The following is a 26,865-nucleotide window of genomic DNA, read 5'->3' on the forward strand; positions in this document are numbered from 1 at the left end:
TTATGAGTGATATTAGAAGCTGTAATTGACGCTGGCTTTGATATTCCGCCCTGTGCCTTCCATTAGGCTGAACGCGGGTTGATATTGTTTATCAAACAGGTTTTCCACCGCAACATCAAAACGTAATGCCCCGTTTTTCCCCATTGGCGTATAGCCGACTTGTAGATCGGTAAGCGTATAGCCACGGTAATGGGTGGCATACTGGCTCGGTACGCGTTTTTGGGCTTGGTAGCGGGTAATGCGAGCGCCGAGATCGAGCTTATCCGTAAGGACGGCATAATTCACAGCAACACCGAATTTGGCTGCCGGTACATTGGCAAGTGCTTCGTGGTTGGAGCGGTTTTTGCCGTGGGTTTGGGCATAGTGAGCAAGTAGGCTAACACGCTCGGTTGCATAGTTTGCGGCTAATTCGACCCCTTGCAGACGGACATTCGCCACATTTTGGTATTGGGAAATGTTCGGGAACGGTGAGCGGGGGTTACTACTATATACCTCCAGATTGATGAGATTTTTTACATCGTTTTGGAAATAGGTTGCCTCTAAGCTCAATTTATCCTGCTCACGGAAGACATTCTCAAAATGCAAGTTGGCATTAAGCTCTTTATTTTTAGCCGTTTCCGGCTGTAAATTCGGGTTTTCAAGGAAGTGATTGATTGCACTGCGATTACGCATTGCCGTGCCGAAATGCGCCCCGCTTGAGTAGCGTTCTTGAATGGACGGTGCACGGAACGCCTCCGTATAACGCGCACTGAGATCTAACCAAGGCGTTGTTTTCCACGTTAATGCCACTGCCGGAGACCAGCGGTCGTCCTGTGTATTGGCGTATTCGCCTTGCCGATTAGTCGTTTTGTAGCGGTCGTAGCGTACGCTTGGCGAGAGGATAAGGCGTTGCTCAAACAACGGAAAATGGGCAAGCAAATAAGCATCGGTAACGGTGGATTTGACATTGTAAGGATCTGCTCGGTACGCATCTGTTGCATTTTTGCCACGCTCGGTTCTGGCGTGATCTTGATAGTAATCCACCCCGTAAGTGAAGATAGCGCCGTTTAAGTCGGACGTATTACGCAGGTTAAAGCCTTTGGTTGTGAGTTTGGTTTGGTCTCGAATATCGCTGTTAAGACGAGCCTCTTTTTCAAGGGTACTGTTACGGTATAAAGTGAATTGGGTGTTGAAATACGGATTATCTTTCGGATTAAAATAGTAATTCAGCACGCTGCTTTGATCCGTGATTTGCTGACGGGTCAAATAGGAGATACTGCCGAGTTCGCCGTAAATTTTCGTCATATCACAACTGGCTGCGGGGTTGGTATGGCAGTTTCGGATAATCTGCGTGAGCGCTTCAAAGGTAAATTCCGAAGCTAATTCGTTGTTACTTGGGGCAACTTGGTTTGCTTTGCTCAAACGGTGGGATAATTCCAGCCGATTGCTATCGTCAATTTGCCAACCGAGTTTGGCTAATCCGCCCGTTTGGCGGTAGGCGGAATTTGGTTGTTTCTCTCCTTTACCGAGGCGCAGATTGTCCGCATCGTGATAAAAGCCGGCGAGTAAGGCATCAAAGCGATCATTTGCCATAAATACCGAACCTTCCGTTTCGCTGAGGCGGTTGGCGGATTGATAGCCCTGACGCAGATTTGCCCCAACGGTTTGGTTGGCTTTGAGCAGATCCAAGGCAGTCGGCGTACGCATTGCCACCACGCCGCCCAGCGCACCGGATCCCCATAGGCTGCTTGCCGGCCCTTTGATTACCTCAAGCTCTTGCACCAGTGAGAGTGGTAGGAAATAAGATCCCCGATGTTCCAAGTCAAAATTTTGGCGTACGCCGTCGATCACCTGTACAACCCGATTACCGCCGATACCGCGAATGGTCGGCTTTTGGGCGAGAGGTCTTGCACCGCCCTGAATGTCAAGGTTATTCAAATATTTCAACGCATCGGCAACGCTGGTCGGCTGGCGGGCAAGTAAGGCATTTTTACTGATGCTTTCACTGGGATTGGCATACTCTGCCCATTGGCTCGGATCTCGCCCTGCAATGACGTGAACTTCATCCAATTGAACCGCTTGTTGAGCGGTTTCTGCCAAGGCTAGTGGGGAAAGCGCAATAAACACGGCACTGTAAATTTTAGATAATTTCATCGGTGATCCTAAATATGAAGAATATTGCGTGGATTATAGAGGAATAAATATAAAACTCAATGTTATTGATAACAATTCTCATTATTTTAATTAAGTAATGCCGACAAGCCTATGATTTAAACACAAACATCGGTGTGTGGCTGACGGGATCGGCGTGAATTTCGACATCCAGATCGAATACCTGTTTCAGTAGCTGTTCGCTCATCACTTGCTGCGGCATGCCTTGCTTAATCAATTCCCCCTGTTTCAGCACAACCAAATGATCGCAATAACGGCAGGCTTGATTGAGGTCGTGCAGCACGGTAATGACCGTTTTGCCCTGTTGCTGTAAGGTACGCATCATTGCCATTAGCTCGGCTTGATGGCTGAGATCCAAATAGGTGGTCGGCTCGTCCAGCAAAATAATCTCGGTATTTTGTGCCAGCACCATTGCCAAAAAGGCTCGTTGCTGCTGACCGCCGGAAAGGCTTATCACCGGATAATCGGCAAATTGCGCCATTTGGGTCGCAGCCAAAGCCTGTTCAACTAACTCCTCATCTTGCAGGCTGAGCCGTCCCCACATATTAAGATAGGGCGAACGTCCGAAAGAAACCAGCTCTTTGACGCTTATCCCTTCCGGTACGATGTGCCGTTGTGGTAGAAAGGCAAGGGTTTTCGCATAGGCTTTTGCAGATTTTTGCCAAATATCGACCGCTTGATAGCGAATATGCCCTGATTTTGGCTTGAGTAAACGTGCGAGGGCTTTTAATAGTGTGGATTTTCCACAGCCGTTCGGCCCTAGTAGCGCAATAATTTGATTTTTCGGAAAGGTAATGCTCAAGTTAGGGACGATAGTGGTCTCTTGATAGGCAAGTTGAAGATCGGTAACGGCAAGCATTATTTTATTCTCATCAGTAAATAGAAAAAGTAGGGCGCACCCAAAATAGCGGTAAGAATACCGGCGGGAAGCTCAATAGGCGGAGCAATGACACGGGCTAAAATGTCCGCCAACAGTAGTAATATCGCCCCCAATAAAAAGGCGGTCGGAAGTAAGCGGCTATGTCGTCCGCCCACAAGATAACGTGCCAAATGCGGAGCGGCTAAACCGAGAAAGCTGATTGGACCACAGACAGCAACCGCCGTAGTTGCGAGGGCAACCGCCAAGAGCAAAACGGCTATTTGCGTTGTCTGCAATGATACGCCGAGGCTGGCGGCTTTCTGTTCGCCTAAGGATAAGGTATCCAAATCTCGACAAAATACTACACTCAGTGGCAATAATAGGCAGAGGAGCGGTACGGCAACCGAGACATAGTTCCAACTTCGCCCCCACAAACTGCCGGTCAGCCATAACATTGCGGCGTTAATATCCATTGGGTACGAGAGCATCAGATAGTGGCTGAGGGCGACCCATAAACTCGCCAGTGCCACGCCGACAATCGCCATTTTTATGGAACGAAAATGGCGTCCGCATAGCCACCAAAGTAATAAAAAAGCACTTAAGCCGCCGATAAAGGCGAATATTGGTAGCCAGTAGAAATCAAGTGAAGGGAAGAACAGTAAGCACGCCACGGCAACTAGCCCTGCAGCACTGTTAATGCCTAAAATATCCGGTGAGGCGAGCGGATTTCTGACGATACTTTGAATGAGAACCCCTGAAACTGCTAATGCACCACCAATCACAACGGCCAGTAACGTGCGGGGAAGACGGTATTCCATTAAGGTGAAAGCGTAAGGGTGATCGGGGTTTTGTACAATGTCAAAAAGGGTTCGCCAAGATAGGCTCACCGTGCCGAATTGAAGGCTTGCGATTATCAGCCCGAATAATATCGGCAGGCAGATAAGGTAGAGGCTTTTTTGCAAAAAAGTACGCCGAACTGACCGCGTGTTTGCCATTATATCTGTTTTCCTCGTGCAAATAGGATAAAAATCGGCGCTCCGAGCAGAGCTAAAATGGCGCCGGCGGGGATCTCACTCGGAAAATTGACCGCGCGTGCCACAATATCGGCAAACAGCATCAAACTTGCGCCGAACAACATTGTGATCGGTAATGCTTTGCGTAGATCATAACCTATCCAATAACGTGCAAGATGGGGAATCAATAAGCCGATAAAAGCAATCGGGCCGGCAATGCTAACGCTTGACCCGACAATCAGCAATGCGACGATATTACTCAACCAACGGATTAGGGATAAATTTACCCCAAGTGTTTGTGCCGATTCATCGCTTAAATGGAGTAAGTTTAATCGGCTCGCAAATAGCAGGCTAAAGAGTGCCGTGAGTAAAAAGAAAGGGAATGCCACTTGCCATTCACCCCAACGAACGTGTGCTAAACCGCCTGCCAGCCAATTCATAATATTGGCGGCGTGATCTTCGGCAATGATGATGACTAATTTGGTTAATGCAGTACAGAATAGTGATACCGCAATGCCCGCTAGAATAACCCGCTGACGATTTGCATTCAACCGCCAGCCACCGCTAATCATCATTACCAGTAACCAGCTCAGACCGCCGCCAAGGCTGGCGATCAAGGCAATACTGTAATGGCGAAAACTTGCCGGCAACACAGCGGTAGCAATAACCATTGCCAAACTGGCGCCGGCATTGACGCTTAATAGCGAGGGAGATGCAAGCGGGTTGCGGGTGATAGTTTGCAACAGTGCGCCGGCAACGGCTAAATTTGCCCCCATTACTGCCGCTGTTAATGCACGGGGTAAACGGAGATCAAAGACGGTGATTTGGACGATTTCATCCGCTTCCTGTCCAAAAATACTGAGGCTTTCCAAAGCTGAAATCGGGGTGGGATAATAGAGAAACAGGCTTCCCCATATCAGCAACAGTAAGACGATAATCGGGAAAGCCCAACGTAGCAAAAACGTCATCTATTTTGTGTCTGTCAAAAAAGTTTGGAGCTGCTGTGCCATTAGTTCCGCTGCTTCAATCCCCCTTGCTCTTGCCCAAAGGTTGCTATCCACGGTTAAAATCCGTTGCTGTTTTACCGCCGGAATCAATTTCCACAGCGCTTCGTTTTGCCATTTTTTCGCAATACTTTCATCACGGTAGTGGGTAATAATCATTAGCTCTGGTTTTTCCGCCACGACTTGCTCTAAACCGACCAACGCACTTGGCTTGTTATCGGCAGGGGCTTTCGGCATTGTAAGCCCTAAGGCTTCGACTAAACCGCCGGCATAGGATTCATTATTGTATAAACGAAATTCCGTTTCACGAGAAATGCCGATGATTGTTTTGTATCCTTTTGATAATTGCTTAGCGATATCGCTTATCCGCTGTTGATGCTGCGCAATGCGTGCTTGCATTTGCTCGGATTTACCGAGTAAATCACCAATTTTTTGGGCGGTTTCAAGGTTTTCACGGTAATTTTCATTGCGGGAATTAAATACAACTGTCGGGGCGATCTTCTTCAGTTCTTCATACACCCCACTATGGCGGTTTTCATCGGCAATGATTAAATCCGGCTTGAGTGCTGAAATCGCCTCGAGGCTTGGTTGGGAACGTGTACCGACCGATTGCCACGGCTGAATTTTATCCCGTACCTGCTGCAAGATACGGGTTTTGTCGTTGTCGTCTGCCACACCGACAGGGCTAACGCCGATTTGTGCTAACGCATCGACATAAGAATACTCCAATGCCACTACGCGCTGTGGCACTTGCGCTAAGCTGAATTCGCCCTTTTGATCTTTAACCGTTACGGCGGAGGCAAAACCGCTGAATATCAGTGCAGAGACAGCGAAAAGAGATTGACATAATTTAGACATCACTGTTTTCCTATTCAAAACAAAAGATACCAAATTATAACGCACTTTTGTTATTGAGAATAATTCTTTTTTGTAATGTTGGCAAAATTTGTCTATTTCTGCCAACATCTCACCGCTTGCAGTTCCTATTTTGCCAACTTTTGTAACAATTTGGCGTGAATGCCGCCGAAAGCGCCGTTACTCATTATTAAAATGTGATCTGTTGGCTGTGCGTGTTGCACAATCAGTTCAATAAATTGTTCGAGATTGTCGCTGCTGTACGAAGGCTGGGGTAATGCTTCGGTAATATCGCTCACCTGCCACGGAATAGTGTCCGGTTGGAAGACAAAGACCATATCGGCTTCCGTGAGAGAGGGGGCAATTTCTGCTTTGTGAACGCCCATTTTCATTGTATTGGAGCGAGGTTCTAACACGGCAAGAATCCGCTGTTTGCCGACTTTACCCCGTAGGGCGGCAAGTGTGGCACGAATTGCGGTCGGGTGGTGAGCAAAATCATCATATACGGTGATGCCGCCGACTTCGCCTTTGACTTCCAAACGCCGATTTGCGTTGATAAAACTATTCAGCCCTTGGCACGCTTTTGCGATGTCTATGCCGGCGTGATGGGCGGCGGCAATCGCCATTAAGCCGTTGTGCATATTGTGTTCACCCACTAATTGCCAATCGACTTCCCCCGCTTTTTGTTGTTGATGATAAACCGTGAATGCAGAGCAATCGGCTTTCAGCGGTTCGGCATACCATTCATTTTGTTTGCCGATCAACTGTTGTTGGCTGTAACTGCCCATTGCAAGTGTATCTTGTACATTTTGATCGGCACTGGCGGACAGGATTAGCCCCGTTTGCGGCATTGTGCGGACAAGGTGATGGAATTGACGTTGAATGGCTTTCAAATCGTCAAAAATATCGGCGTGGTCAAAATCAATGTTATTGATAATCAAGGTTTTTGGGGAGTAATGAATGAATTTAGAGCGTTTGTCGAAAAAGGCACTGTCGTATTCATCTGCCTCAATCACAAAAAACGGTGCAGAACCGGCACGGGCAGAAATGCCGAAATTCCCCGCCACGCCACCGATTAAAAAGCCGGCATCGATCCCGCTTTGTTCAAAAATCCACGCTAACATTCCCGTTGTGGTGGTTTTGCCGTGTGTGCCGGACACGGCGAGGACCCAGCGATCTTTGAGGAGATGATCGTGTAGCCATTGCGGGCCGGAGGAAAAATTCAGTTGGTTATCAAGGACGTACTCGACACAGGGATTACCCCGCCGCATTGCATTGCCGATGATGACCATATCCGGCGCAGGTTGGAGCTGCTCAATATCGTAGTTCGGGATAATCTCAATCCCGCTTTTTTCCAAAAACGTACTCATCGGCGGGTACACGTTGGTGTCCGAGCCGGTAACTTTATAGCCAAGCTCTCGGGCAATGATTGCCACCCCGCCCATAAATGTGCCGCAAATGCCGAGAATATGAATATGTTGCTGTTTCATTATGACCTCAATGAAAAATGTGATCTCTTTCACAAAATAACACTTTGCCGACAAAGTGTTTTCAAATTGGCGGGTATAATAAAACAAAGCCTGCCGAATAGCTAATAAGGAGCAAAAAAATGAAAACATTGGGCGAGTTTATTATAGACCGACAAGCAGAGTACCCCGGTGCAACGGGTGAATTAAGCGGTATTTTGTCCTCAATCCGCTTATCCGCCAAAATTATTCACCGTGATATCAATCGGGCGGGGCTGACGCAGGATATTTTGGGCGTATCCGGCGATGAAAATATTCAAGGCGAAGCGCAAATGAAATTGGACGTCTTTGCCAATGAAACGATGAAAAAAGCGTTGATCGCCCGTGGCGATGTTGCTGGTTTTGCCTCGGAGGAGGACGATACGTTTGTTGCCTTTGATACGGAACGGGGACGCAATGCCAAATATATTTTAATGACCGATCCGCTTGACGGTTCGTCTAATATTGATGTGAATGTGTCGGTCGGTACGATTTTTTCCATTTATAAACGGGTCTCGCCGATCGGCACACCCGTTACCCTTGAGGATTTCTTGCAAGAGGGGCGTAAACAGGTGGCTGCGGGTTATGTTACCTACGGCTCATCAACAATGCTGGTCTATACCACCGGAAATGGGGTAAACGGTTTTACCTATGATCCGTCGTTAGGTTTGTTTATTCTCTCCCACCCGAATATGAAAATGCCGTTTGAAGGCAAATATTATTCCATTAACGAGGGGCAATATGTTACCTTCCCTGAAGGCGTGAAACGGTTCATCAAGTTCTGCCAAGAGGAAGATAAAGCCACGAAACGCCCTTATTCTTCACGCTATATCGGCTCATTAGTGTCGGATTTTCACCGTAATTTACTCAAAGGCGGCATTTATATTTACCCGACTTCCACCAGCTACCCGAAAGGCAAGCTCCGTCTGCTTTACGAGGGCAATCCAATGGCGTTTTTAGCCGAACAGGCGGGCGGAATGGCAACGGATGGCTTTAATCCGATTTTGGATATAAAGCCGACCGAGCTACACCAGCGTGTGCCGTTTTTCGTCGGATCAAGTGCAATGGTGCAAAAAGCCGGCGAGTTAATGGCTGCCTTTCGCTAATAGCAAAAAGTGAGGCAAAACAGACCGCTTGCGTTGGCGGTCTTATAGCTTTTTAGCATAATAGCCTACCTTTTGTTCTTTACCTTAAGTGGAATAATCGGTATCTTTCGCCGATATTTTTCTTTTTAGCCCGAATCCTAATCGGAGGTTCTCTATGAAATTGACTACCAAACTTTCGTTAATCGCAGCCACACTGTTTGTTTCAAGTGTCGCACAGGCGGCGGATAAAACCTTTGTGAACTGTGTCAGCCGTTCACCGACCGGTTTCAGCCCTGCTTTAGTGATGGACGGGATTTCCTATAATGCCAGCTCCCAACAGGTCTATAACCGTTTGGTTGAGTTTGTACGCGGTTCAACGGATATTGAACCGGCATTGGCGGAAAGTTGGACGGTCAGTGATGACGGGCTAACCTATACCTTTCAACTACGCAAAGGGGTGAAATTCCACTCCAACAAACAATTTACCCCAAGTCGTGATTTTAATGCCGATGATGTGATCTTCTCATTCCAACGTCAGCTAGACAAAGCACACCCGTATCACAATGTGTCTAAAGCGACCTATCCGTATTTCAATGCAATGAAATTCCCGAAATTGCTGAAATCGGTCGAGAAAGTGGACGATCACACGGTGAAAATCACCTTAAATCACCAAGATGCCACTTTCCTTGCCAGCTTGGGAATGGATTTTATCTCCATTTATTCCGCTGAATATGCGGACGCTTTAATGAAAGCCGGCACGCCGGAAGTGCTAGATACTACGCCAATCGGCACAGGGCCGTTTGTATTTGCCGGTTATCAGCTTGATCAACGCATTCGCTTTTTAGCAAACAAAGACTATTGGAAAGGCAAAGCGGATATTGACCGCTTGATCTTCGATATTGTGCCGGATGCCACCGCGCGTTATGCCAAATTGCAAGCGGGGGCTTGCGATATGATGGATTTCCCAAATCCTGCCGATTTGGAAAAAATGAAAACCGATCCGAAAATTCAGTTGTTATCCCAAGCCGGTTTAAATATTGCCTATATTGCATTTAACACCGAAAAAGCACCGTTTGATAATCTAAAAGTCCGTCAAGCACTCAATTATGCGGTGGATAAAAATGCGATTATTGATGCTGTCTATCGTGGGGCGGGCGTGGCAGCTAAAAACCCGCTGCCGCCTACCATTTGGGGCTATAACAATGCTATAGAGGGCTATGAATATAATCCGGAAAAAGCGAAAGCACTTTTGAAAGAAGCCGGCTTTGAAAACGGTTTTGAAACGGAAATTTGGGTTCAGCCGGTGGTGAGAGCCTCTAATCCCAACCCACGCCGTATGGCAGAGTTAATCCAAAGCGACTGGGAAAAAGTCGGCGTTAAATCAAAATTGGTGAGCTATGAGTGGGGCGATTATATCAAACGCACCAAAGCGGGTGAATTGACCGCCGGCACATACGGTTGGTCGGGCGACAACGGCGATCCGGATAATTTCCTCTCTCCGTTATTTGGGAGCGAAAATGTCGGTAACAGTAACTATGCCCGCTTCAAGAATGCCGAATTAGACGGATTACTCAGTAAGGCGGTTGCTTTATCGGATAAAACCGAACGTAGCAAATTGTACGAACAAGCCCAAGTGTTACTAAAAGAGCAAGCCCCTTGGATCAATGTGGCTCACTCAATCAGCTTTGCTCCAATGAGCAAACGGGTGCAAGATTACAAGCAAAGCCCGTTCGGCTATTCCTATTTCTACGGCACTAAAGTGGTGGATTAATTTTTCACAAAATCGAGCTGCAAAGAACAGGGACAGGGGAAACCGTGTCCCTATCTTTTTTGGAAAAAAACCTAAGCAACTCACCGCTTACAATGCAAATATACCTTTTTATAATGTGATCCTTCTCACATTTTCAACAAAATCTTCTTATTCAAACCAATTAAATTTGCAAATGGAAATAGTTTGCATTAAATTTAAAACCTTTCATTCCACCTGCTCATTTTATAAAAAGCAGATTTAACGAGGTGTTTTTTAATGATTATTTCATCTGCCAACGATTATCAGAAAGCGGCACGCCGTCGTGTGCCCCCTTTTATGTTTCATTATGCGGACGGCGGTTCGTACTCGGAGCAAACATTAAGACGTAATGTCAGCGATTTGGAAAATATTGCGTTACGCCAACGTGTGTTAAAAGATATGTCGCAGTTGAGTACCGATATTGAACTGTTCGGTGAAACGTTGTCGATGCCGGCTATTCTTGCCCCCGTTGGAGCGTGCGGAATGTACGCTCGCCGCGGTGAAGTGCAAGCGGCGAAAGCGGCGGATAACAAAGGCATTCCTTTCACCCTTTCGACCGTGTCTATTTGCCCGATTGAAGAAGTTGCGCCTGCCATTAAACGCCCGATGTGGTTTCAACTTTACGTTTTAAAAGATCGCGGTTTTATGAAAAATGCGCTTGAACGCGCTAAGGTAGCCGGTTGCTCAACCCTGGTCTTTACCGTCGATATGCCGACACCGGGGGCTCGCTACCGTGATATGCATTCCGGTATGAGCGGACCTTATAAAGAGATCCGCCGTGTAATCCAAGGGGCACTTCACCCGTTTTGGGCGTGGGATGTCGGCATCAAGGGCAAGCCACACACCCTTGGTAATGTGTCTCACTATATGGGCAAGCAGATTGGGTTGGACGATTATATCGGCTGGCTGACAGAGAATTTTGACCCTTCTATTTCGTGGAAAGATTTGGAATGGATTCGTGAGTTTTGGGACGGCCCGATGGTCATTAAAGGCATTTTAGATCCTGAAGATGCCAAAGATGCGGTGAAATTTGGGGCGGACGGTATTGTGGTGTCCAACCACGGCGGTCGCCAATTAGACGGGGTATTGTCCAGTGCTAAAGCCTTACCGGCAATTGCTGATGCGGTGAAAGGGGATATTAAAATTCTCGCCGATTCCGGTATCCGCAACGGTTTGGATATTGTCAGAATGATCGCCTTAGGCGCTGATGCGTGTATGCTCGGTCGATCTTTTGTCTATGCCCTTGGGGCTGCGGGTCAAACCGGTGTAGAAAATATGCTCGAGCTTTTCAAAAAAGAAATGCGGGTAGCGATGACTCTCACCAGTAATCAAAAAATCAGCGACATCACTCGAGAAGCGCTGGTTGATCTCAGCAAAATTTAAGTATAAAACGGATAGGGCGATTTCGCCCTATTTTTCTTGTTACTTCAGTTACCCATTGAAGAGCGCTGTAATAGCCTTGAAGCTATTAAGCCGAATATATTATCCCCTTAACCACTTTTCAGAATTAGATCAAAAAATCGTAAATTTCTCCATTTTCCACTAGAACACGGCTACGTTATAGGGTAATCTTCGCAGAGTTTTTCGATTTATTTTAAAATTTTAATTATTTCAAGATAGGTGTTTTTATGATCAAAAAAATCGCTGTTTTAACAAGTGGTGGTGATGCACCGGGTATGAATGCGGCAATCCGCGGGGTTGTGCGTGCGGGGCTGACGGAAGGCTTGGAAGTGTATGGGATTTTAGACGGGTACTACGGTTTGTACCACGATAAAATCGTAAAACTTGAACGCCGTTCTGTCTCTGAAGTGATTAACCGTGGTGGTACTTTTTTAGGTTCGGCACGTTTCCCAGAGTTTAAAGATCCGGAAGTGCGTAAACAGTGCGTAGAAACGTTGAAGAAATATGAGATTGACGCGTTAGTGGTGATTGGCGGGGACGGCTCGTTTATGGGCGCAAAATTATTAACCGAAGAACACGGTATTGCCTGTATCGGACTGCCAGGAACGATTGATAATGATGTGGCAGGCACGGATTATACGATCGGCTACCAAACGGCATTAGAAACGGCGCTTGAGGCAATTGACCGCTTGCGTGATACCTCTACTTCACATAAACGGATCTCTATTGTTGAAATTATGGGGCGTCATTGCGGTGATTTGACCATCAATGCGGCATTAGCAGGCGGGTGCGAATATATCATTGTGCCGGAAAAAGGCTTTGATAAGGCATCCTTGATGCGTAACATTGGAGAGGGCTTCAAAAAAGGCAAGCGCCACGCCATTATTGCGATTACCGAGATGATGACGGACGTTTACGCACTAGCGAAAGAAATTGAGGAAGCCTTCGGACACGAAACCCGTGCGTGCGTACTAGGGCATACGCAACGTGGCGGTGCGCCTTGTGCATTCGACCGTATTTTAGCCTCTCGTATGGGGGTTTATGCGGTAGAACTATTATTAGCCGGGCACGCCGGTCGCTGTGTGGGTATTCAAAACGAAAAATTGGTGCATCACGATATTATTGAAGCGATCAATACAATGCGCCGTCCATTCAAAGAGGAATTGTTTGAAGTGTCGAGAAAGTTATTCTAATTTGACACGATCAATCAGAGCTTAAAAAAAGCGGTGCGATTTGCAAAAAATGGGGCAAATCGCACCGCTTGTTTTTTAGGATTAATCCATTTCACTCATTAAGCTGGCGTTACCGCCGGCGGCTGCGGTATTGATACTGATAGCTTTTTCGTGTACCAATGGGAACAGTGAGAGAGCCAGATCGAGACTGTCGATATAGGTCAAAATCGCACCTGAACGTTCGGCATAATGCTGTTTTTGTGCCTCGTCGATCTGGTCAAGCACAATCATTACACTCAGTTGTGTGAGTTGGTTCAAATCTTCGCTGACCTCAAGGTAATCGGTGAGCAGCCGTCCATATTGGGCAAGCGGGCTATCTTTTTGCACCACCGCTTTGCTACCGCATACTACAATCGCGGCTAAGGCTTTAAGTTGCTGTTCAAGGCTGCCTTTGCCGATCGAAATCAGCGGGCGGGCAACAAATTGCAGGTAGTTGGATTCGCCGGTGATCCCTTGCATTTTATACACTTTACCCAACGGCGATTGGGCAGCTAACTGTTTTGCCAACGCCACCGTATTTTGAAAATCATTATTGCTGACCGTATTTAACTGTTCGATAAACGGTTTGATATTCAAGTCAGTTTCACCGGTTAAACCTGTCAGTGTCCACTCACGGCGATTGACCAATCGTTGTAAATAAAGCGGGCCTCCTGCTTTTGGTCCTGTACCGGACAGACCCATTCCGCCGAAAGGTTGAACGCCGACAACCGCCCCGACAGTGTTACGATTAACGTATAAATTGCCTGCGTGGATTTGGTTAAGCCAGAGATCGACCGTTTCATCGATCCGGCTATGTAAGCCACTGGTGAGACCAAACCCAGTTGAGTTGATGTCCGCCATTACTTGCGCAAGTTTATCACCGTCAAAGCGGATAACGTGCAATACCGGCCCGAAGACTTCGTGTTTGAGCTGGCTGATATGGTCAATTTCCAATAATGTCGGCGGCACAAAAATGCCGTTTTGGGCGATTTGTGCATCGATCTCCACTTGATAGCAGGATTTCGCCACTTTCTTCATTTTGTCAATATGGTCGAGTAAGCGTTGTTGTGCAATTTTGTCGATCACAGGCCCAACGTCCGTGTTCAGTTGTTGTGGGCTACCGACTTTAAGTTCCGCCATTGCGCCTTTGAGCATTGTGAGGATATGATCCGCCACATCACGTTGTAAGTAGAGTACTCGTAGCGCAGAGCAGCGCTGACCGGCAGAATCAAAGGCGGAATTTAGCACATCGGCAACCACTTGTTCGCCCAATGCAGAACTGTCCACAATCATTGCGTTTTGCCCGCCCGTTTCCGCCACAAGCGGGACGATACGTTCATTTTTTTGCAAATGGCGGTTGATCTGTCTGGCGGTATCCGTTGAGCCGGTGAAAATCACGCCGTTCACTCGCGGATCTTGCACTAACGCCGCCCCGATTGTTTTACCGCTGCCCGGCAAGCACTGCAACGCATAGTTCGGTACGCCCGCTTGATAGAATAAATTGACCGCATAATTTGCCATTAGCGAGGTTTGTTCCGCCGGTTTTGCCAACACAACGTTACCCGCAACTAACGCAGAGGAAACTTCGCCGACAAAAATCGCCAGTGGGAAGTTCCACGGGCTAATTGCAACCACAATGCCACGAGGGTTCTGGAAACCTTCCGGATTTAAACGTACCTCTCTTGCATAATAACGGCAGAAATCGACCGCTTCCCGCACCTCTGCAATCGCATTATTGAGGGTTTTGCCGGCTTCCCGAACAGCTAAATCAAAGAGCTGTGGCATATTGGCTTCCATTAGCTCCGCCATTTTATCCAGCATATCTGCCCGTTCACTCGGCAATGTTTGCTGCCATTCTGCAAGTGCTTGTTCCGCCCGATCGAGCGCTGTCGCAACGTCCGTTGCAGTTGCGTCAATCACTTCGCCCACCATCTCGCTCGTTTTCGCCGGGTTATAGACACGGCGGACTTCACCATTGTGTGCTTGCACGTCCGCTAGTTGTGGTGCGGCAAAATAGTGTTGGCCGGCTAATTGATTGAGATGTTGCTCCAGAGCACGCAGATGCACGGCATCGGTTAAATCATACCCTTTTGAGTTTTGGCGTTGATCGCCGAATAGGTTGATTGGCAATGGAATTTTCGGGTGCATTGTGCAATCGGTACTGAGCGTCTTTTGCACCGGATCGGCGATTAAATCTTCAATGCGAATATTCTCGTCCACAATTTGATTGACGAAAGAGCTGTTTGCTCCGTTTTCGAGTAAGCGACGTACCAAGTAGGCGAGCAACGTTTGGTAAGAACCGACCGGCGCGTAAATCCGACACTGGACGTCAAGATTTTCTTTGCCGACCACCTCATCGTAGAGGGTCTCACCCATACCGTGTAGGCATTGGAACTCAAAGCGTTTGCCCTTCGCCAAATGATAAACGGTCGCAAGCGTTTGGGCGTTATGCGTGGCAAATTGCGGGTAAATCACATCTTGCGCCGCCAACAGTTTTTTGGCGCAGACCACATAGTTTAAATCCGTATGCACTTTGCGGGAGAAGACCGGATAACCTTCGGCACAATCGGTTTGCGCACGTTTAACTTCGGTATCCCAATAAGCGCCTTTCACAAGGCGGATCATCAGCTGGCGTTGGTTGGCTCGGGCTTTTTCGATAAGGTAATCAATCACATACGGGCAGCGTTTTTGGTATGCCTGTACTACAAAGCCGATACCGTTAAAATGGGCTAAATCCGGATCGGCGAGTAATCTGTCGATTAAATCAAGGGAAATTTCGAGGCGGTCGGCTTCTTCCGCATCAATATTAAGCCCAATATCGTATTGTTTAGCCAGTAAAAACAGATCTTTTAGGCGTGGATAAAGTTCATCCATTACCCGTTGGTGTTGTGCCAAACTGTAACGGGGGTGAATGGCGGACAGTTTCACCGACACACCGGAGGCATTATGCACGCCCAACCCTTTGGAAACGGCCCCCACAGCGTGAATGGCGGCAACATAATCGTCGAAATAGCGTTTGGCATCTTCTTCGGTGAAAGCCGATTCGCCGAGCATATCATAAGTGTAGCGGAATCCTTTGTTGAAGCGGGCTTCACTGTTTTTGAGGGCGGCTTGAATCGTTTCGCCGGTAACAAACTGTTTACCGAGCAAACGCATTGCGACGTCCATTCCTTTACGGATTAAAGGCTCACCGCCTTTGGCGATTAGGCGGGACAGGGACGATGAAAGGGAGTTTTCACTATGGGTGGAGACCAATTTGCCGGTTACCACCAATCCCCAAGCCGCCGCATTCACAAATAACGATGGGCTATTGCCGGTGTGGGCTTTCCAATCGCCTTTGGCAATTTTATCTCGGATCAATTTATCGGCAGTGGCTTGGTCGGGGATTCTTAGTAGCGCTTCAGCCAAACACATCAACGCCACACCTTCTTGGCTAGAAAGGGAAAATTCGTGCATCAGGGCATCAACCCCACTGGCTTTTTTACGGGCGGTGCGTACCTTGCCGACCAGTTTTTCGGTTAAGGCTTTAATTTCCGATGCAAACTCATAGGTGCGGGCTTGCTCAACGAGTTGTTTTACCAAACTTTCTTCATCAATGCGATAATGCTCGCTGATCAATGGACGGATAGCCGTTTGCGCCGGCAGAAGTTGATAAGTTGATGACATAATGTTTCCCTTACATAAACTAGGATTGACAAAATAAATAGAAAATCCGACCGCTTGCACGGTCGATAAAAAAGACGGCTGCCGAAAGGCGAACCGTCTTTACGATTAAGATTTCATTGCGTCTTTGTAAGCATTATTTGCTTTTTCAAAGGTCTCGCTAATTTCGCTGCGTGGTGCAGGGGTAATTAGCGATACGATAATGATTGCAACAGTGGCTAAAATAAAGCCAGGGATCATTTCGTAGATACCACTATTCGGCACTAATGTATTCCAGAACACGACCACCAATGCGCCGGTAAGCATTCCTGCCATTGCACCCGCTACGTTCATTCGTTTCCAGAACAGCGATAAAATTACTACCGGCCCAAAGGCACAGCCGAAGCCTGCCCACGCATAAGACACAAGACCTAATACTTTACTGTTCGGATCTTGAGCCAAGACAATCGCTAATACTGCAATGGCTAAAACCATCAATCGACCTAACCAGACTAACTCTTTTTGCGAGGCTTTCGGGCGTAAAATGCCTTTGTAAAAATCTTCGGTAATCGCACTGGAACAGATCAGTAACTGACAGCTTAAGGTACTCATTACCGCCGCTAAAATGGCAGAGAGCAAGATGCCTGCAATCCAAGGGTTAAATAGAATACGGGCAAGTTCAATAAAGACTTGTTCGTGGTTCTGATTAACTACCGCAGCTTGCGCCGGATTAGCAAAGAAGTAGGCTTGACCAAAGAAGCCGATACCGACCGCCCCGAAAAGACAGATGATCATCCACGTCATACTGATACGGCGGGCGTTCGGAATGGTTTTGACGCTATCCGCTGCCATAAAGCGTGCCAAAATGTGTGGCTGACCGAAGTAGCCTAGCCCCCAAGCCGATAAGCTCAGTAAACCGATAAAGGTCGTGCCGGTAAACAGGTCGGTAAAATCTTTATTTACCGCATTCCCGGCAGCAACAATGACTTGGTGGGTTTCTTCAAAGCCGCCAAGCTGAATAAGAACAAAAATCGGCGTTAAAAACAGCGCAAACAGCATTAGCGTGGCTTGGATAGTATCCGTCCAGCTAACCGCCAAAAAGCCGCCGATAAAGGTATAGATGATCGTGGCTAATGCGCCGTACCAAAGTGCCGTGCTATAAGGCACATTAAATAAATTTTCAAATAATCTTGCACCGGCAACGACCCCTGACGCACAGTAAATGGCAAAGAAGAACAGGATAATCGCAGCAGAGACAATTTTAAGGATTTTGGTATTATCACCAAAGCGGTGATGGAAGTACTCCGGTAGGGTGAGCGAGTTTGCATTGTATTCGGTGTGCATCCGCAAACGACCTGCAACAAATAGCCAGTTTAAATACGCGCCCACGGTTAAGCCAATCGCAATCCAGCCTTCAACCAACCCTGCCGCATAAACCGCACCGGGCAGCCCCATTAACAGCCAGCCGGACATATCGGACGCACCGGCGGATAAACCGGTTACAAAGCTACCTAAACTTCGCCCGCCTAAAATATAATCCGAAAAGTTATTGGTAAAACGGTAAGCAATAAAGCCTATTGAGATCATTCCGATAATATAAATCAGAAAGGTGGTTGTGGTTGGGTCAAAACCAAACATAGGGTTTCTCCTTCTTATTCTAATGAATGTCAAAAACTTACTATATCAGAAAATCATTTACTGAAAATTGGGCGAGCCGTAAGCGATGATAATTTACGCATTATCCCTGAATGGCTGATGAGTATATCGCAAAAGCATTATATGAAGTTACATCTTTTTAACAAATTTGTGATGTAGATAACACTATTTTTGAAAAGGGGCTAACCTAGGCGGTTAAAAGGTTTGACTTTCGTCAGAATATTGAGTCGCAATTAGAAAACGTATGTAGGATTTGGGTATATTGCGATATTTTACCGCTTCTTAATAGTCGGTCATTTTAGGGTTAATCATACCAAATTTTATTGATATATAAGCGGGTTTTACCCGATGGGGTGGTAACGAGAATTTCGTCATCAACCTGTTTACCAATTAGCGCTCTGGCAACGGGAGAATCAATTGAGATCCAGTGTTTTGCCGGATCAAACTCATCGCAGCCGACAATTCGGTATTGTTTGGTTTCGCCTTGTTCGTTTTCCAGCTCCACCCAAGCGCCGAAAAAAATTTTACCGTTTTGGCTTGGGTGATAATCGACAATTTGCAACACTTCAAGCCGTTTAGTCAGAAAGCGGACACGTCGATCGATCTCACGCAAACGGCGCTTACCATAGATGTATTCGGCATTTTCACTACGATCGCCTAACGCTGCCGCATCGGATACCGCTTGTGTTACTTTGGGACGTTCCTCTTTCCAGAGAAATTTAAGCTCTTGATCCAATGCCTGCCAGCCGCTACGGGTGATATAGTTTGTTTTTGCCATTAACTTGCAAACTCCACAATACCGGAGACCGTGCCGTTTTCCGTGACGGCAATCAATGAATGGATATGGTTTTCCTTCATAAAGGCTTTGGCGTGAGCAAGGAAAGTTGTTTCTAAAATGGTTTTCGGATGGCGCGTCATCATTTGCTCTGCCGTTTTGTTTAGGCTTTCCGCCCCAAATTTGGCAAGGGTACGGCGAATATCACCATCGGTAATAATGCCGAGTAATTGGGCATTTTCCATCACTAATGCCACGCCCATTCTGCCTTCATTCATTACATCAAGGCACTGGCTAAATTGGCTGTCTGGCGATGTAACCGGCAATTTGCGTTGCATCACATCACGCACACGGCAGAGCAATTTACGTCCAAGGCTACCACCCGGATGGAAACGGGCAAAATCTTCCGCTTTGAACTGACGAGCGTTAATCAAGGCAATGGCTAACGCATCACCGAGCGCCATTGTGATAAGACTGGAAGTCGTCGGCGCAAGGTTATTCGGGCAGGCTTCCCGCTCAATACTAATATCTAGGCAAATATCTGCGTGCTGACCAAGCGTTGAATTGACATTGCCTGTCATTGCAATGATTTTATTACCGAAATTTTTCAGGCTCGGAATGAGTTTGTTCACGTCATCAGTTTCGCCACTATAAGAAATGAGGATCACAATGTCGATCGGCTTGAGCATTCCCAAATCACCGTGAAAGGCTTCGGTCGGGTGGAGAAAAAAGCTCGGTGTTCCTGTTGATGCAAAAGTTGCCACCATTTTTTTGCCGATTAGTCCCGATTTTCCGATTCCCGCCACCACGACACGTCCTGCACAATTTAAGATCATTTCGACCGCTTGATCAAAGCGTTGATCAAGATGTTGATTTAACCGTTCAATCGCAGCGGCATAGAGGCTAAGCGTTGTGCGTGCACTGGAAAGGTGAGACATAATAAATCCTTAGGCTATAACAAACTCGCACGATTATACGCTAGTTTAGCAAAAGCAGAAATAGAGGCTGCCTTTTGATGAAAATATTTACGTTTTCAAAAATCCTACTAATTGAATAAGTATAAAAAAAACAACTAGATAAAGTGAGTATAGAACCGATAGCATTTCTCAAAACATTGTAATGTTATGCTTACAAGCGGTTGCTTTTAGTCTATTTTTTGTAAATTGTTAATCAAAAGTTGTGATCTTGTTCTCAAATGTGAAAAGAAGTCCTTTTCAATGTGCAAAATATCGCCTAATTTGAACAGACTGATTCAACAGGAGGAAAACTGTGATTACGTTAATCGGATTAGCGATTATTTTTACCATCGTCTTATTATTACTGACAGAGAAAACTTCGCCGGTTGTCGCTTTAGTGTTAATCCCGGTCATCGGTGCGTTTCTCGCCGGCTTTTCCGTGGCGGATTTAACGAAATTTTACCAAGCAGGCACGAAATCGGTAGTACAAATTGCCATTATGTTTATTTTTGCCATCATCTTTTTTGGCATAATGAACGATGTCGGTTTGTTTAACCCGATGATAAACCAACTGATTCGGCTGACCGGCGGTAATGTAGTAGCGGTAACGGTCGGCACGGTGATTATTTCTACCATTGCCCAATTAGACGGTGCAGGTGCATCGACTTTCTTACTGGTCGTTCCGCCGCTCTTACCGCTCTATAAACGGCTAAGAATTAACCCCTATTTACTCTTTTTACTGTTGGCAGCCAGTGCCGGTATTATCAATATGTTGCCGTGGGGCGGGCCTTTAGGGCGGATTGCCAGTATATTAGGCAAAGATGTTGCTGAGCTATATCAACCTTTAATGGCAGTACAGGGCATCGGGATTGGTGTTACCTTAATGGTAGCGATTCTTCTCGGTTTAAAAGAGAAAAAGCGTATTGCGAAAGAATATGGCGACAGTCTGTATGACGTAACATTTGATGCCAGCGTCGGCACACAGGAAAATTTAGCGCAAAAAAGCCCTAAAGCACAATCGAAAGGGCTTTTTCTGATTAACTTGGCGTTATTCATTATCACTTTAGGTGTGTTAGTTTCTGCCATTTTACCTTCCGGCTATGTATTTATGATCGCCGTTGTTTTGGCACTTTTGATCAATTTCCGCGATCCGAAAGAACAACTTGCACGCATCAATGCCCACGCCGGCGGAGCGATAATGATGGCAAGTATTATCTTAGCTGCCGGCACATTTTTAGGGGTATTACGGGAATCGGGAATGCTCACTTCGATTGCAACCGATTTAGTCAAAATTCTGCCGGATAGCTTAATTCCGCATCTTCATATTGTGATTGGTGCTCTTGGCGTGCCGCTAGAATTAGTATTTAGTACGGACGCTTACTATTTCGGCTTATTTCCAGTGGTAGAGCATATCACTCAGCAAGCCGGTGTACCCTCTGTTTCGGCAGGCTACGCAATGATGATCGGCAGCATTGTCGGCACTTTCGTTTCCCCGTTTTCTCCGGCGCTTTGGATGGGGTTAGGGCTGGCTAAACTCTCAATGGGGCAACATATCCGCTATTCATTCTTTTGGATTTGGGGCATTTCACTGCTGACACTCGGTGGTGCAATCTTGCTTGGGATTATTTAGCACAAGCGGTGGTTTGGAAGGCGGAAATAGGCAAAACATAGCGTTGGAACCTTGCTGTATCAGGTTCTGACGTATGTTTGAGATAAAAGATTATAAAGTAAATGGAGCGGGAAACGAGGCTCGAACTCGCTCGGCAATGTCGTATTCTAGCAACGGAGTTCCCTCTTGAACCATTAACTAGGATTATTGAGTCAGATGAATACCTCACAATTGAATGTTATCACTAACCCACCGCAAGATAATCGTCGGATGCGGCTTTTACTTTGTTCGGCAGTTTTCTTGTTGGTCAGTGGTACAGGAATTATTGCTCCGTTGCTGGCACCTTACGCCAGTTCTATGGGGATTTCTGCTTATGCTATCGGTTTTCTTTTCAGCGGGTTTTATATCGTTAGGCTGATTATTGGCACGCCAGTTGGTTTTTTTTCTGAAAAATATGGCTCAAGAAAAACGCTTATAGTGTCGCTGATTGTATATCCTTTTGTATCCCTCTCTTACTTCTTTGCCAATGATGTGCTCTCTCTATTGAGTGCACGTCTGCTCCATGGTATTGCCTCTGCCATGATGCTTCCTATGGCTATGGCATATATGGGAAATATCAGTCTACGGGGAAAAGAAGGATATTATATCGGTATACTCAATACCGTTATCCTCACAGCTGGGGCCTTCGGTCCGGTTGTCGGCGGTTTTATTGCCCAGTACTGGGGGATCCGTATAGCATTTTCCTGCCTCTTCTTTCTATCACTTATCTCGCTCATGATCGCCATTTTTTTGCCTCGCGATCATTCTCCTCAGGACATCTTGGAGAGTGAAGAAATAAAGAAAAAAGAACACGTGGTAAAGTTACGTTTGAACCGCAATATTGTTGTGTTAGCCTTATTTAATATTATTATTGCGATTTTTGATATTTTCATCATTTCTTTTTTTCCACTGTACACCCTAAAAATGCAGCTTTCAGCCCCTATATTGGGGGGGCTTATTGCCGCAAACAGCCTTATTATGGCAGGACTGCAAATTCCGTTTGGTCGCCTTGTGGATCGCAAATCCAAACGCATTAGTATCTTGGTGTCTGTTGTAGGCATGTGCCTAAGTCTACTCCTTACCCCTTTGATAACTGGTTTCTCGGTATGGGTAGGATTCTTCTTTTTCATCAGTACTACTGCCATTAGTTCTGCCCTTTGCATGGCAGGGGTGTCTGCACTGTCAGTAGAAACAGGTAAACAGGAGGGAATGGGCAGAATCATGGGATTCCTTGGTTCTGCCAGTAGTTTTGGCATGGTTATAGGCCCCATGCTAAGTGCATTCCTTATCGATCATGTTTCTTATGAATCCATCTTTTATGTCACTGCTGCTATATGGTTTCTAACTGGTATTATTTTTGTGTCTACAACCAGAGGTATCCGTCATTATCATCGCACTTGAGGATGGGGGATACTTTCTTAATTTGAACTCTAACTAGAATCTAAAAAGGTAATTTTCTACTCAAAATGTCACTAAAATTGCTCAATTTTTGATTGCCTTCTTTATATTTTAACGTAAAACAGCTGGATAATTTTGGAAAGAGTAAATTTTCTAGTTTTTTGGCACAACAGACCGCTTGCATTTTTGAGTTTTACCCCCATAGTGTGGGCTTTCTGAATTAAATAGGGAGAAATTGGATGGAATTGCTTGCTCCGGTACTGGCTATTATTGTCAGCTTTTTTAAATTTGTGTTGGTATTACGGATGTGGTTGCAGTTTTGCAAAGTCGATCCTTATATGCCGATTTCGCAAGCGTTAATGCGTTTGACGAACTCGATGGTAAATCCGGTGAGTCAGATTATTCCGACAGTTAAAGGGATAAACTTTGCGGCTTTATTGCTCGCAGCGGCGTTTGTTATGTTGCAATATTTGCTATTAGGGCTAGATTTGCCCCGCTCGGTATTGATTGGATTGCTGAGTGTGGTGAAAGCTTTCGGGCAAATTTTATTCTTTACAACATTAATTCGTGCGTTGATGAGCTGGGTTACCCAAGGTAATCACCCGCTGGATTACACCGTTGCCCAAATTACCGAACCTGTGCTAGGATTTATCCGCAAAATTTTGCCGAAAACGGGAATGTTAGATTTTTCAGTAATGGTGCTTGGATTTGGCTTGCTCTTACTCAATAATGTCTTGTTCCAAATTTTTGGACCGCTGTGGGCGATGGCATAATGCAAGCGGTCGAATTAGTGGAAAATCCGCAAGGGCTACGCCTACGGATCTTCTTACAACCTAAGGCGAGCCGTGATCAAATTGTCGGCTTGCACGATAACGAGCTAAAAATAGCGATCACTGCCCCTCCGATTGATGGAGCAGCAAATGCCCACCTGCTGAAATTTCTCAGTAAATTATTTAAAGTGCCGAAAAGTGCAATTCTGTTGGAAAAAGGCGAATTACAACGGCATAAACAATTGTTTATCCCAAATCCTAAGCAGATACCTGCCGAGATTGAGATGTTATTGAAAACGGGATAACCATAGAAAAAGGATAGCAATTGCTATCCTTTTAATTTATGGGCTACGCTTTCGGCGGTTCGTCTTTTTTGCGTTCCGGATCAAATTTCACTACCGGTACGCAGCCACGGCAAGCACCTTGTTCTACGCCGAGATCTTTACAGAGGGCGTTATACTTATCCATCAGTTTACGAAAAAACGATTTTGGTTGTTCTGTCATAGCCTTTTCTCCTTGCACAGATGATTATTGAGCTATATTGGGTTTTGTGGTTTTGAGACGGTAACGTTTGTCTAGCATACAGAGTAGGCCGCCAAGTGCCATAAAGACACCGCCCAGCCAAATCCAGCGGATAAACGGCTTATAGTATAACCGCACGCCCCAAGAGCCGTCTTCCAATCTTTCACCGAGGGCGGCATAGAGATCACGGGTAAAGCCCCAATCAATTGCGGCTTCGGTCATTCCCATTTTGCTGACATTATAGAAACGTTTTTCGGCGTGCAGTGTCGCTTCGTATGCACCATTGCGATGAATTTCAATATCTGCCGTGCCGCCAATGTAGTTTGCCCCGTTGCTGTCTCTGATACCTTTAAAGGTAAATTGGTAATCTAGGATATTGACGCTATCGCCTACGTTCATTCTGACATCTTTTTCAATGCTGAAGTTTTGGCTGAAAGCGATGCCAAAGACCGTCATTGCAACACCTAAATGAGCAAGCACCATTCCCCAGTGCGAGCGGGGGAGTTTAAAGATGCCGACCAAAAACGAATGGCGGTGAGTTGCCCGTTGGTGCAGTTCGTAGAGGCTTAATAGCAGGATAATCAGTGCCATCATTGTGCCTAATACGGCGCTGAGGGTGATATGATTGCTGAACAGGTAAGGCAGACTAAAGCCAAGTACCGTCATCAGTATTAGAGCGATGATAACCGGCAGACGAATAGCGGAAACCTGATCCCGCCGCCATTTGACCAGTGGCCCGATGCCCAGTAATAGTGAAAACGGGATCATCAGGCTCATAAACATTTGGTCGAAAAACGGTGCACCGATTGAAATAGAACCTAAGCCGATTTGTTTATGAATCAGCGGTAAGATTGTCCCTAGAAAAACCACCGATAAAAATGCCATCAGTAGAATATTGTTGAGCAGTAGCATTGATTCTCGGGAGTAACGTTCCGAGTTATCCAAACTTTTGATTTTGCTGCCTTGATAGGCATAAAGAAGCAGTGAGCCGCCGATCACTAAAACCAAATAGGCAAGAATATATAAGCCTCGGGTCGGGTCGGACGCGAAAGCGTGTACTGAGACTAAAATCCCGGAGCGAACGAGGAAGGTGCCGAGTAAACAGAGGGAAAAGGCTAAAATTGCCAGTAAAACTGTCCACGCTTTAAAGGTGCTGCGTTTTTCCGTAACCGCCAATGAGTGAATCAGTGCCGTACCGGCTAACCAAGGCATTAGCGAGGCGTTTTCGACAGGATCCCAAAACCACCAGCCGCCCCAGCCTAGCTCGTAGTACGCCCACCACGAGCCGAGTACAATCCCCAAAGTGAGAAAGACCCAAGCCGCCATTGTCCAAGGGCGCGACCATCTCGCCCACGCCGTATCTAATCTGCCGGTCATTAAGGACGCGATAGCAAAGGCAAATGCTACGGAAAAACCGACATAGCCCATATAGAGTAGCGGCGGGTGGAAAATCAGCCCCACGTCTTGCAACATCGGGTTAAGCTCCCGCCCATCGACCGGAAAATTAGGGAAAGTACGGTCAAACGGGTTGGAGGTGAACAGAATAAACACTAAAAAGCCGATGCTCACTAACCCCATAATGCCTAAAACCCTTGCTACCGCATCTTCCGGCATTTGGCGGCTAAAGAGGGCGACGGCGACGCTCCACAGGGAAAGCAGCCAAATCCAGAGTAATAAAGAGCCTTCGTGTGAGCCCCACACGGCTGATAGGCGATACTCAATCGGTAGTAGGCTGTTGGAATTATTCACCACATATTGTACGGTAAAATCATTAACGGCAAACAGATAGAACAGTGCGCCAAAGGAAACGCTCAAGGCAAGGAAAAGCGCCCACGTCATCGGGCGGGCAAGTGTGATGAGGGAGGCATTGCCTTTTTCTGCGCCGACAAGCGGTAGGATCGCCAATAAAATTGACAATGCCAAGCTGACGGCGAGGGCGTAATTACCTAATTCGGCAATCATTTTTGTTCTCCCCGTTGATAGCGATCCCGTTCGGACTCACCTTTTAAATCGTTAGCGGAAATACCCATTGGCTGATGCTGTTTTTTCATCTGGTCATCCAGCTCCGGCGGCATATAGTTTTCATCGTGTTTTGCCAGCACTTCGGTAGCTTTCAGTTTGGTCGGCTCAATCAATGTACCTTGTGCTACAATGCCCTGCCCTTCACGGAATAAATCCGGCAAAATGCCCTCAAATTCCACCTCGATCGCCGGTCCGATATCGTTTAAGCCAAAATTGACTTTGAGGGTTTTATCGTCCCGTTTAACCGAGCCGTCCACCACCATTCCGCCGACACGGATACGCTGCCCCACTTCAGGCTTTGTTTTCGGATCGTTATTTTTGCCGTAAATAATTTCGGACGGGGTATAAAAAAGGTCGATATTTTGGCTGAGGGCATAAAGGGTCAAGCCGGCGGCAACCGCGACACCGCTGAGTACCGATAACACCACTTTTAAGCGGGATTTGCGTCTTGGGTTCATAAGTAAAACACTCCGAAAGATGATAACCGAGCGACTTTGCCGATGGATTTGCAAAAAAGATGTCAAAACCGACCGCTTGTAAGCCGACTTGCCGGATCAATGTACCACTGAAAAATAAACTAAAATCATCGTTATCCTATCAAAA

At 46.5% G+C, this 26,865-nt stretch carries 21 protein-coding genes; 8 read left to right on the forward strand and 13 right to left on the reverse strand.

Annotated elements, in window-relative coordinates; translation table 11 throughout:
- Window positions 1–12 precede the first annotated feature (12 nt).
- The 6 genes from E4T80_RS01050 to mpl all read right to left on the reverse strand — a co-directional run bounded on the left by E4T80_RS01050 (window position 13) and on the right by mpl (window position 7,372).
- Entirely contained in the window at window positions 13–2,133 is a 2,121-nt protein-coding gene (locus tag E4T80_RS01050; protein ID WP_135054162.1) for a TonB-dependent hemoglobin/transferrin/lactoferrin family receptor, read from the reverse strand.
- A gap of 109 nt (window positions 2,134–2,242) precedes the next feature.
- Window positions 2,243–3,013, reverse strand: a complete 771-nt coding sequence (fecE, locus tag E4T80_RS01055) for a Fe(3+) dicitrate ABC transporter ATP-binding protein FecE (protein WP_167740679.1) — start codon at window positions 3,011–3,013, stop codon at window positions 2,243–2,245.
- The gene (fecD, locus tag E4T80_RS01060) at window positions 3,010–4,005 is read right to left on the reverse strand and encodes a Fe(3+) dicitrate ABC transporter permease subunit FecD (protein WP_135054166.1); all 996 of its coding nucleotides are present in this window, start codon (window positions 4,003–4,005) and stop codon (window positions 3,010–3,012) included. Before fecD ends, fecE begins: the two co-directional genes overlap by 4 nt.
- Window positions 4,005–4,991, reverse strand: a complete 987-nt coding sequence (gene fecC, locus E4T80_RS01065; protein ID WP_135054169.1) for an iron-dicitrate ABC transporter permease FecC — start codon at window positions 4,989–4,991, stop codon at window positions 4,005–4,007. Before fecC ends, fecD begins: the two co-directional genes overlap by 1 nt.
- Window positions 4,992–5,885 (reverse strand): Fe(3+) dicitrate ABC transporter substrate-binding protein, encoded by an 894-nt coding sequence (locus E4T80_RS01070; protein ID WP_135054171.1) that lies wholly within the window; start codon window positions 5,883–5,885, stop codon window positions 4,992–4,994.
- A 125-nt stretch (window positions 5,886–6,010) separates the two neighbouring features.
- Window positions 6,011–7,372: a UDP-N-acetylmuramate:L-alanyl-gamma-D-glutamyl-meso-diaminopimelate ligase gene (mpl, locus tag E4T80_RS01075; protein ID WP_135054173.1), complete on the reverse strand. Its 1,362-nt coding sequence runs from the start codon at window positions 7,370–7,372 to the stop codon at window positions 6,011–6,013.
- Window positions 7,373–7,491: 119 nt separating this feature from the next.
- Here mpl and fbp point away from each other — a divergent pair, with 119 nt between their 5' ends.
- The 4 genes from fbp (at window position 7,492) to pfkA (ending at window position 12,855) form a co-directional block, all read left to right on the forward strand.
- Window positions 7,492–8,493, forward strand: a complete 1,002-nt coding sequence (fbp, locus tag E4T80_RS01080; RefSeq protein WP_135054175.1) for a class 1 fructose-bisphosphatase — start codon at window positions 7,492–7,494, stop codon at window positions 8,491–8,493.
- Between the two features lie 154 nt (window positions 8,494–8,647).
- The gene (locus E4T80_RS01085; protein WP_135054177.1) at window positions 8,648–10,243 is read left to right on the forward strand and encodes an ABC transporter substrate-binding protein; all 1,596 of its coding nucleotides are present in this window, start codon (window positions 8,648–8,650) and stop codon (window positions 10,241–10,243) included.
- 255 nt (window positions 10,244–10,498) lie between these two features.
- The gene (lldD, locus tag E4T80_RS01090; RefSeq protein ID WP_135054179.1) at window positions 10,499–11,644 is read left to right on the forward strand and encodes an FMN-dependent L-lactate dehydrogenase LldD; all 1,146 of its coding nucleotides are present in this window, start codon (window positions 10,499–10,501) and stop codon (window positions 11,642–11,644) included.
- Between the two features lie 245 nt (window positions 11,645–11,889).
- Entirely contained in the window at window positions 11,890–12,855 is a 966-nt protein-coding gene (gene pfkA / locus E4T80_RS01095; protein ID WP_135054181.1) for a 6-phosphofructokinase, read from the forward strand.
- An 81-nt stretch (window positions 12,856–12,936) separates the two neighbouring features.
- Here pfkA and putA read toward each other — a convergent pair whose 3' ends face one another.
- The 4 genes from putA to E4T80_RS01115 form a co-directional block, all read right to left on the reverse strand.
- Entirely contained in the window at window positions 12,937–16,539 is a 3,603-nt protein-coding gene (gene putA, locus E4T80_RS01100; protein ID WP_135054183.1) for a bifunctional proline dehydrogenase/L-glutamate gamma-semialdehyde dehydrogenase PutA, read from the reverse strand.
- A gap of 105 nt (window positions 16,540–16,644) precedes the next feature.
- Window positions 16,645–18,153 carry a sodium/proline symporter PutP gene (putP, locus tag E4T80_RS01105; protein WP_135054185.1) on the reverse strand — a complete coding sequence of 503 codons (1,509 nt, stop codon included), beginning with the start codon at window positions 18,151–18,153 and terminating at the stop codon, window positions 16,645–16,647.
- 322 nt (window positions 18,154–18,475) lie between these two features.
- A complete protein-coding gene (greB, locus tag E4T80_RS01110; RefSeq protein ID WP_135054187.1) occupies window positions 18,476–18,949 on the reverse strand; it encodes a transcription elongation factor GreB in 474 nt (157 codons plus the stop codon).
- Complete coding sequence (locus E4T80_RS01115; protein WP_135054188.1) at window positions 18,949–19,884, reverse strand: KpsF/GutQ family sugar-phosphate isomerase; 936 nt, start codon at window positions 19,882–19,884, stop codon at window positions 18,949–18,951. Before E4T80_RS01115 ends, greB begins: the two co-directional genes overlap by 1 nt.
- A 331-nt stretch (window positions 19,885–20,215) precedes the next feature.
- On the opposite strand from E4T80_RS01115, the gene E4T80_RS01120 reads away from it, so the two are divergent.
- The 4 genes from E4T80_RS01120 to yggU all read left to right on the forward strand — a co-directional run bounded on the left by E4T80_RS01120 (window position 20,216) and on the right by yggU (window position 24,023).
- Window positions 20,216–21,532, forward strand: a complete 1,317-nt coding sequence (locus tag E4T80_RS01120; RefSeq protein ID WP_047976322.1) for a CitMHS family transporter — start codon at window positions 20,216–20,218, stop codon at window positions 21,530–21,532.
- Window positions 21,533–21,727: 195 nt separating this feature from the next.
- Window positions 21,728–22,951: an MFS transporter gene (locus E4T80_RS01125; protein ID WP_135054189.1), complete on the forward strand. Its 1,224-nt coding sequence runs from the start codon at window positions 21,728–21,730 to the stop codon at window positions 22,949–22,951.
- A 236-nt stretch (window positions 22,952–23,187) separates the two neighbouring features.
- On the forward strand, window positions 23,188–23,721 hold the full coding sequence (locus E4T80_RS01130) for a YggT family protein (RefSeq protein WP_135054191.1): 534 nt from the start codon (window positions 23,188–23,190) through the stop codon (window positions 23,719–23,721).
- Entirely contained in the window at window positions 23,721–24,023 is a 303-nt protein-coding gene (gene yggU, locus E4T80_RS01135) for a DUF167 family protein YggU (protein WP_135054193.1), read from the forward strand. Before E4T80_RS01130 ends, yggU begins: the two co-directional genes overlap by 1 nt.
- Window positions 24,024–24,066: 43 nt before the next feature.
- Here yggU and E4T80_RS12750 read toward each other — a convergent pair whose 3' ends face one another.
- Genes E4T80_RS12750 through ccmE form a run of 3 tightly spaced genes read right to left on the reverse strand, consistent with a single transcriptional unit; the run spans window position 24,067 to window position 26,720 of the window.
- Complete coding sequence (locus E4T80_RS12750; protein WP_162198519.1) at window positions 24,067–24,222, reverse strand: DUF5363 domain-containing protein; 156 nt, start codon at window positions 24,220–24,222, stop codon at window positions 24,067–24,069.
- Between the two features lie 24 nt (window positions 24,223–24,246).
- Window positions 24,247–26,202, reverse strand: a complete 1,956-nt coding sequence (locus tag E4T80_RS01140) for a heme lyase CcmF/NrfE family subunit (RefSeq protein WP_135054195.1) — start codon at window positions 26,200–26,202, stop codon at window positions 24,247–24,249.
- Complete coding sequence (gene ccmE / locus E4T80_RS01145; RefSeq protein ID WP_135054197.1) at window positions 26,199–26,720, reverse strand: cytochrome c maturation protein CcmE; 522 nt, start codon at window positions 26,718–26,720, stop codon at window positions 26,199–26,201. Before ccmE ends, E4T80_RS01140 begins: the two co-directional genes overlap by 4 nt.
- Window positions 26,721–26,865 lie beyond the last annotated feature (145 nt).

This window comes from Muribacter muris (genome assembly GCF_004569585.1).
Taxonomy (GTDB): Bacteria; Pseudomonadota; Gammaproteobacteria; order Enterobacterales; family Pasteurellaceae; genus Muribacter; species Muribacter muris.

Excerpts from the sequence above, each read along its gene's own strand:
- E4T80_RS01050 (WP_135054162.1), bottom strand. The coding sequence starts at position 2,133 with ATGAAATTATCTAAAATTTACAGTGCCGTGTTTATTGCGCTTTCCCCA.
- fecD (WP_135054166.1), bottom strand. The coding sequence starts at position 4,005 with ATGGCAAACACGCGGTCAGTTCGGCGTACTTTTTTGCAAAAAAGCCTC.
- fecC (WP_135054169.1), bottom strand. The coding sequence starts at position 4,991 with ATGACGTTTTTGCTACGTTGGGCTTTCCCGATTATCGTCTTACTGTTG.
- E4T80_RS01070 (WP_135054171.1), bottom strand. The coding sequence starts at position 5,885 with ATGTCTAAATTATGTCAATCTCTTTTCGCTGTCTCTGCACTGATATTC.
- mpl (WP_135054173.1), bottom strand. The coding sequence starts at position 7,372 with ATGAAACAGCAACATATTCATATTCTCGGCATTTGCGGCACATTTATG.
- fbp (WP_135054175.1), top strand. The coding sequence starts at position 7,492 with ATGAAAACATTGGGCGAGTTTATTATAGACCGACAAGCAGAGTACCCC.
- E4T80_RS01085 (WP_135054177.1), top strand. The coding sequence starts at position 8,648 with ATGAAATTGACTACCAAACTTTCGTTAATCGCAGCCACACTGTTTGTT.
- lldD (WP_135054179.1), top strand. The coding sequence starts at position 10,499 with ATGATTATTTCATCTGCCAACGATTATCAGAAAGCGGCACGCCGTCGT.
- pfkA (WP_135054181.1), top strand. The coding sequence starts at position 11,890 with ATGATCAAAAAAATCGCTGTTTTAACAAGTGGTGGTGATGCACCGGGT.
- putA (WP_135054183.1), bottom strand. The coding sequence starts at position 16,539 with ATGTCATCAACTTATCAACTTCTGCCGGCGCAAACGGCTATCCGTCCA.
- putP (WP_135054185.1), bottom strand. The coding sequence starts at position 18,153 with ATGTTTGGTTTTGACCCAACCACAACCACCTTTCTGATTTATATTATC.
- greB (WP_135054187.1), bottom strand. The coding sequence starts at position 18,949 with ATGGCAAAAACAAACTATATCACCCGTAGCGGCTGGCAGGCATTGGAT.
- E4T80_RS01115 (WP_135054188.1), bottom strand. The coding sequence starts at position 19,884 with ATGTCTCACCTTTCCAGTGCACGCACAACGCTTAGCCTCTATGCCGCT.
- E4T80_RS01125 (WP_135054189.1), top strand. The coding sequence starts at position 21,728 with ATGAATACCTCACAATTGAATGTTATCACTAACCCACCGCAAGATAAT.
- E4T80_RS01130 (WP_135054191.1), top strand. The coding sequence starts at position 23,188 with ATGGAATTGCTTGCTCCGGTACTGGCTATTATTGTCAGCTTTTTTAAA.
- yggU (WP_135054193.1), top strand. The coding sequence starts at position 23,721 with ATGCAAGCGGTCGAATTAGTGGAAAATCCGCAAGGGCTACGCCTACGG.
- E4T80_RS12750 (WP_162198519.1), bottom strand. The coding sequence starts at position 24,222 with ATGACAGAACAACCAAAATCGTTTTTTCGTAAACTGATGGATAAGTAT.
- E4T80_RS01140 (WP_135054195.1), bottom strand. The coding sequence starts at position 26,202 with ATGATTGCCGAATTAGGTAATTACGCCCTCGCCGTCAGCTTGGCATTG.
- ccmE (WP_135054197.1), bottom strand. The coding sequence starts at position 26,720 with ATGAACCCAAGACGCAAATCCCGCTTAAAAGTGGTGTTATCGGTACTC.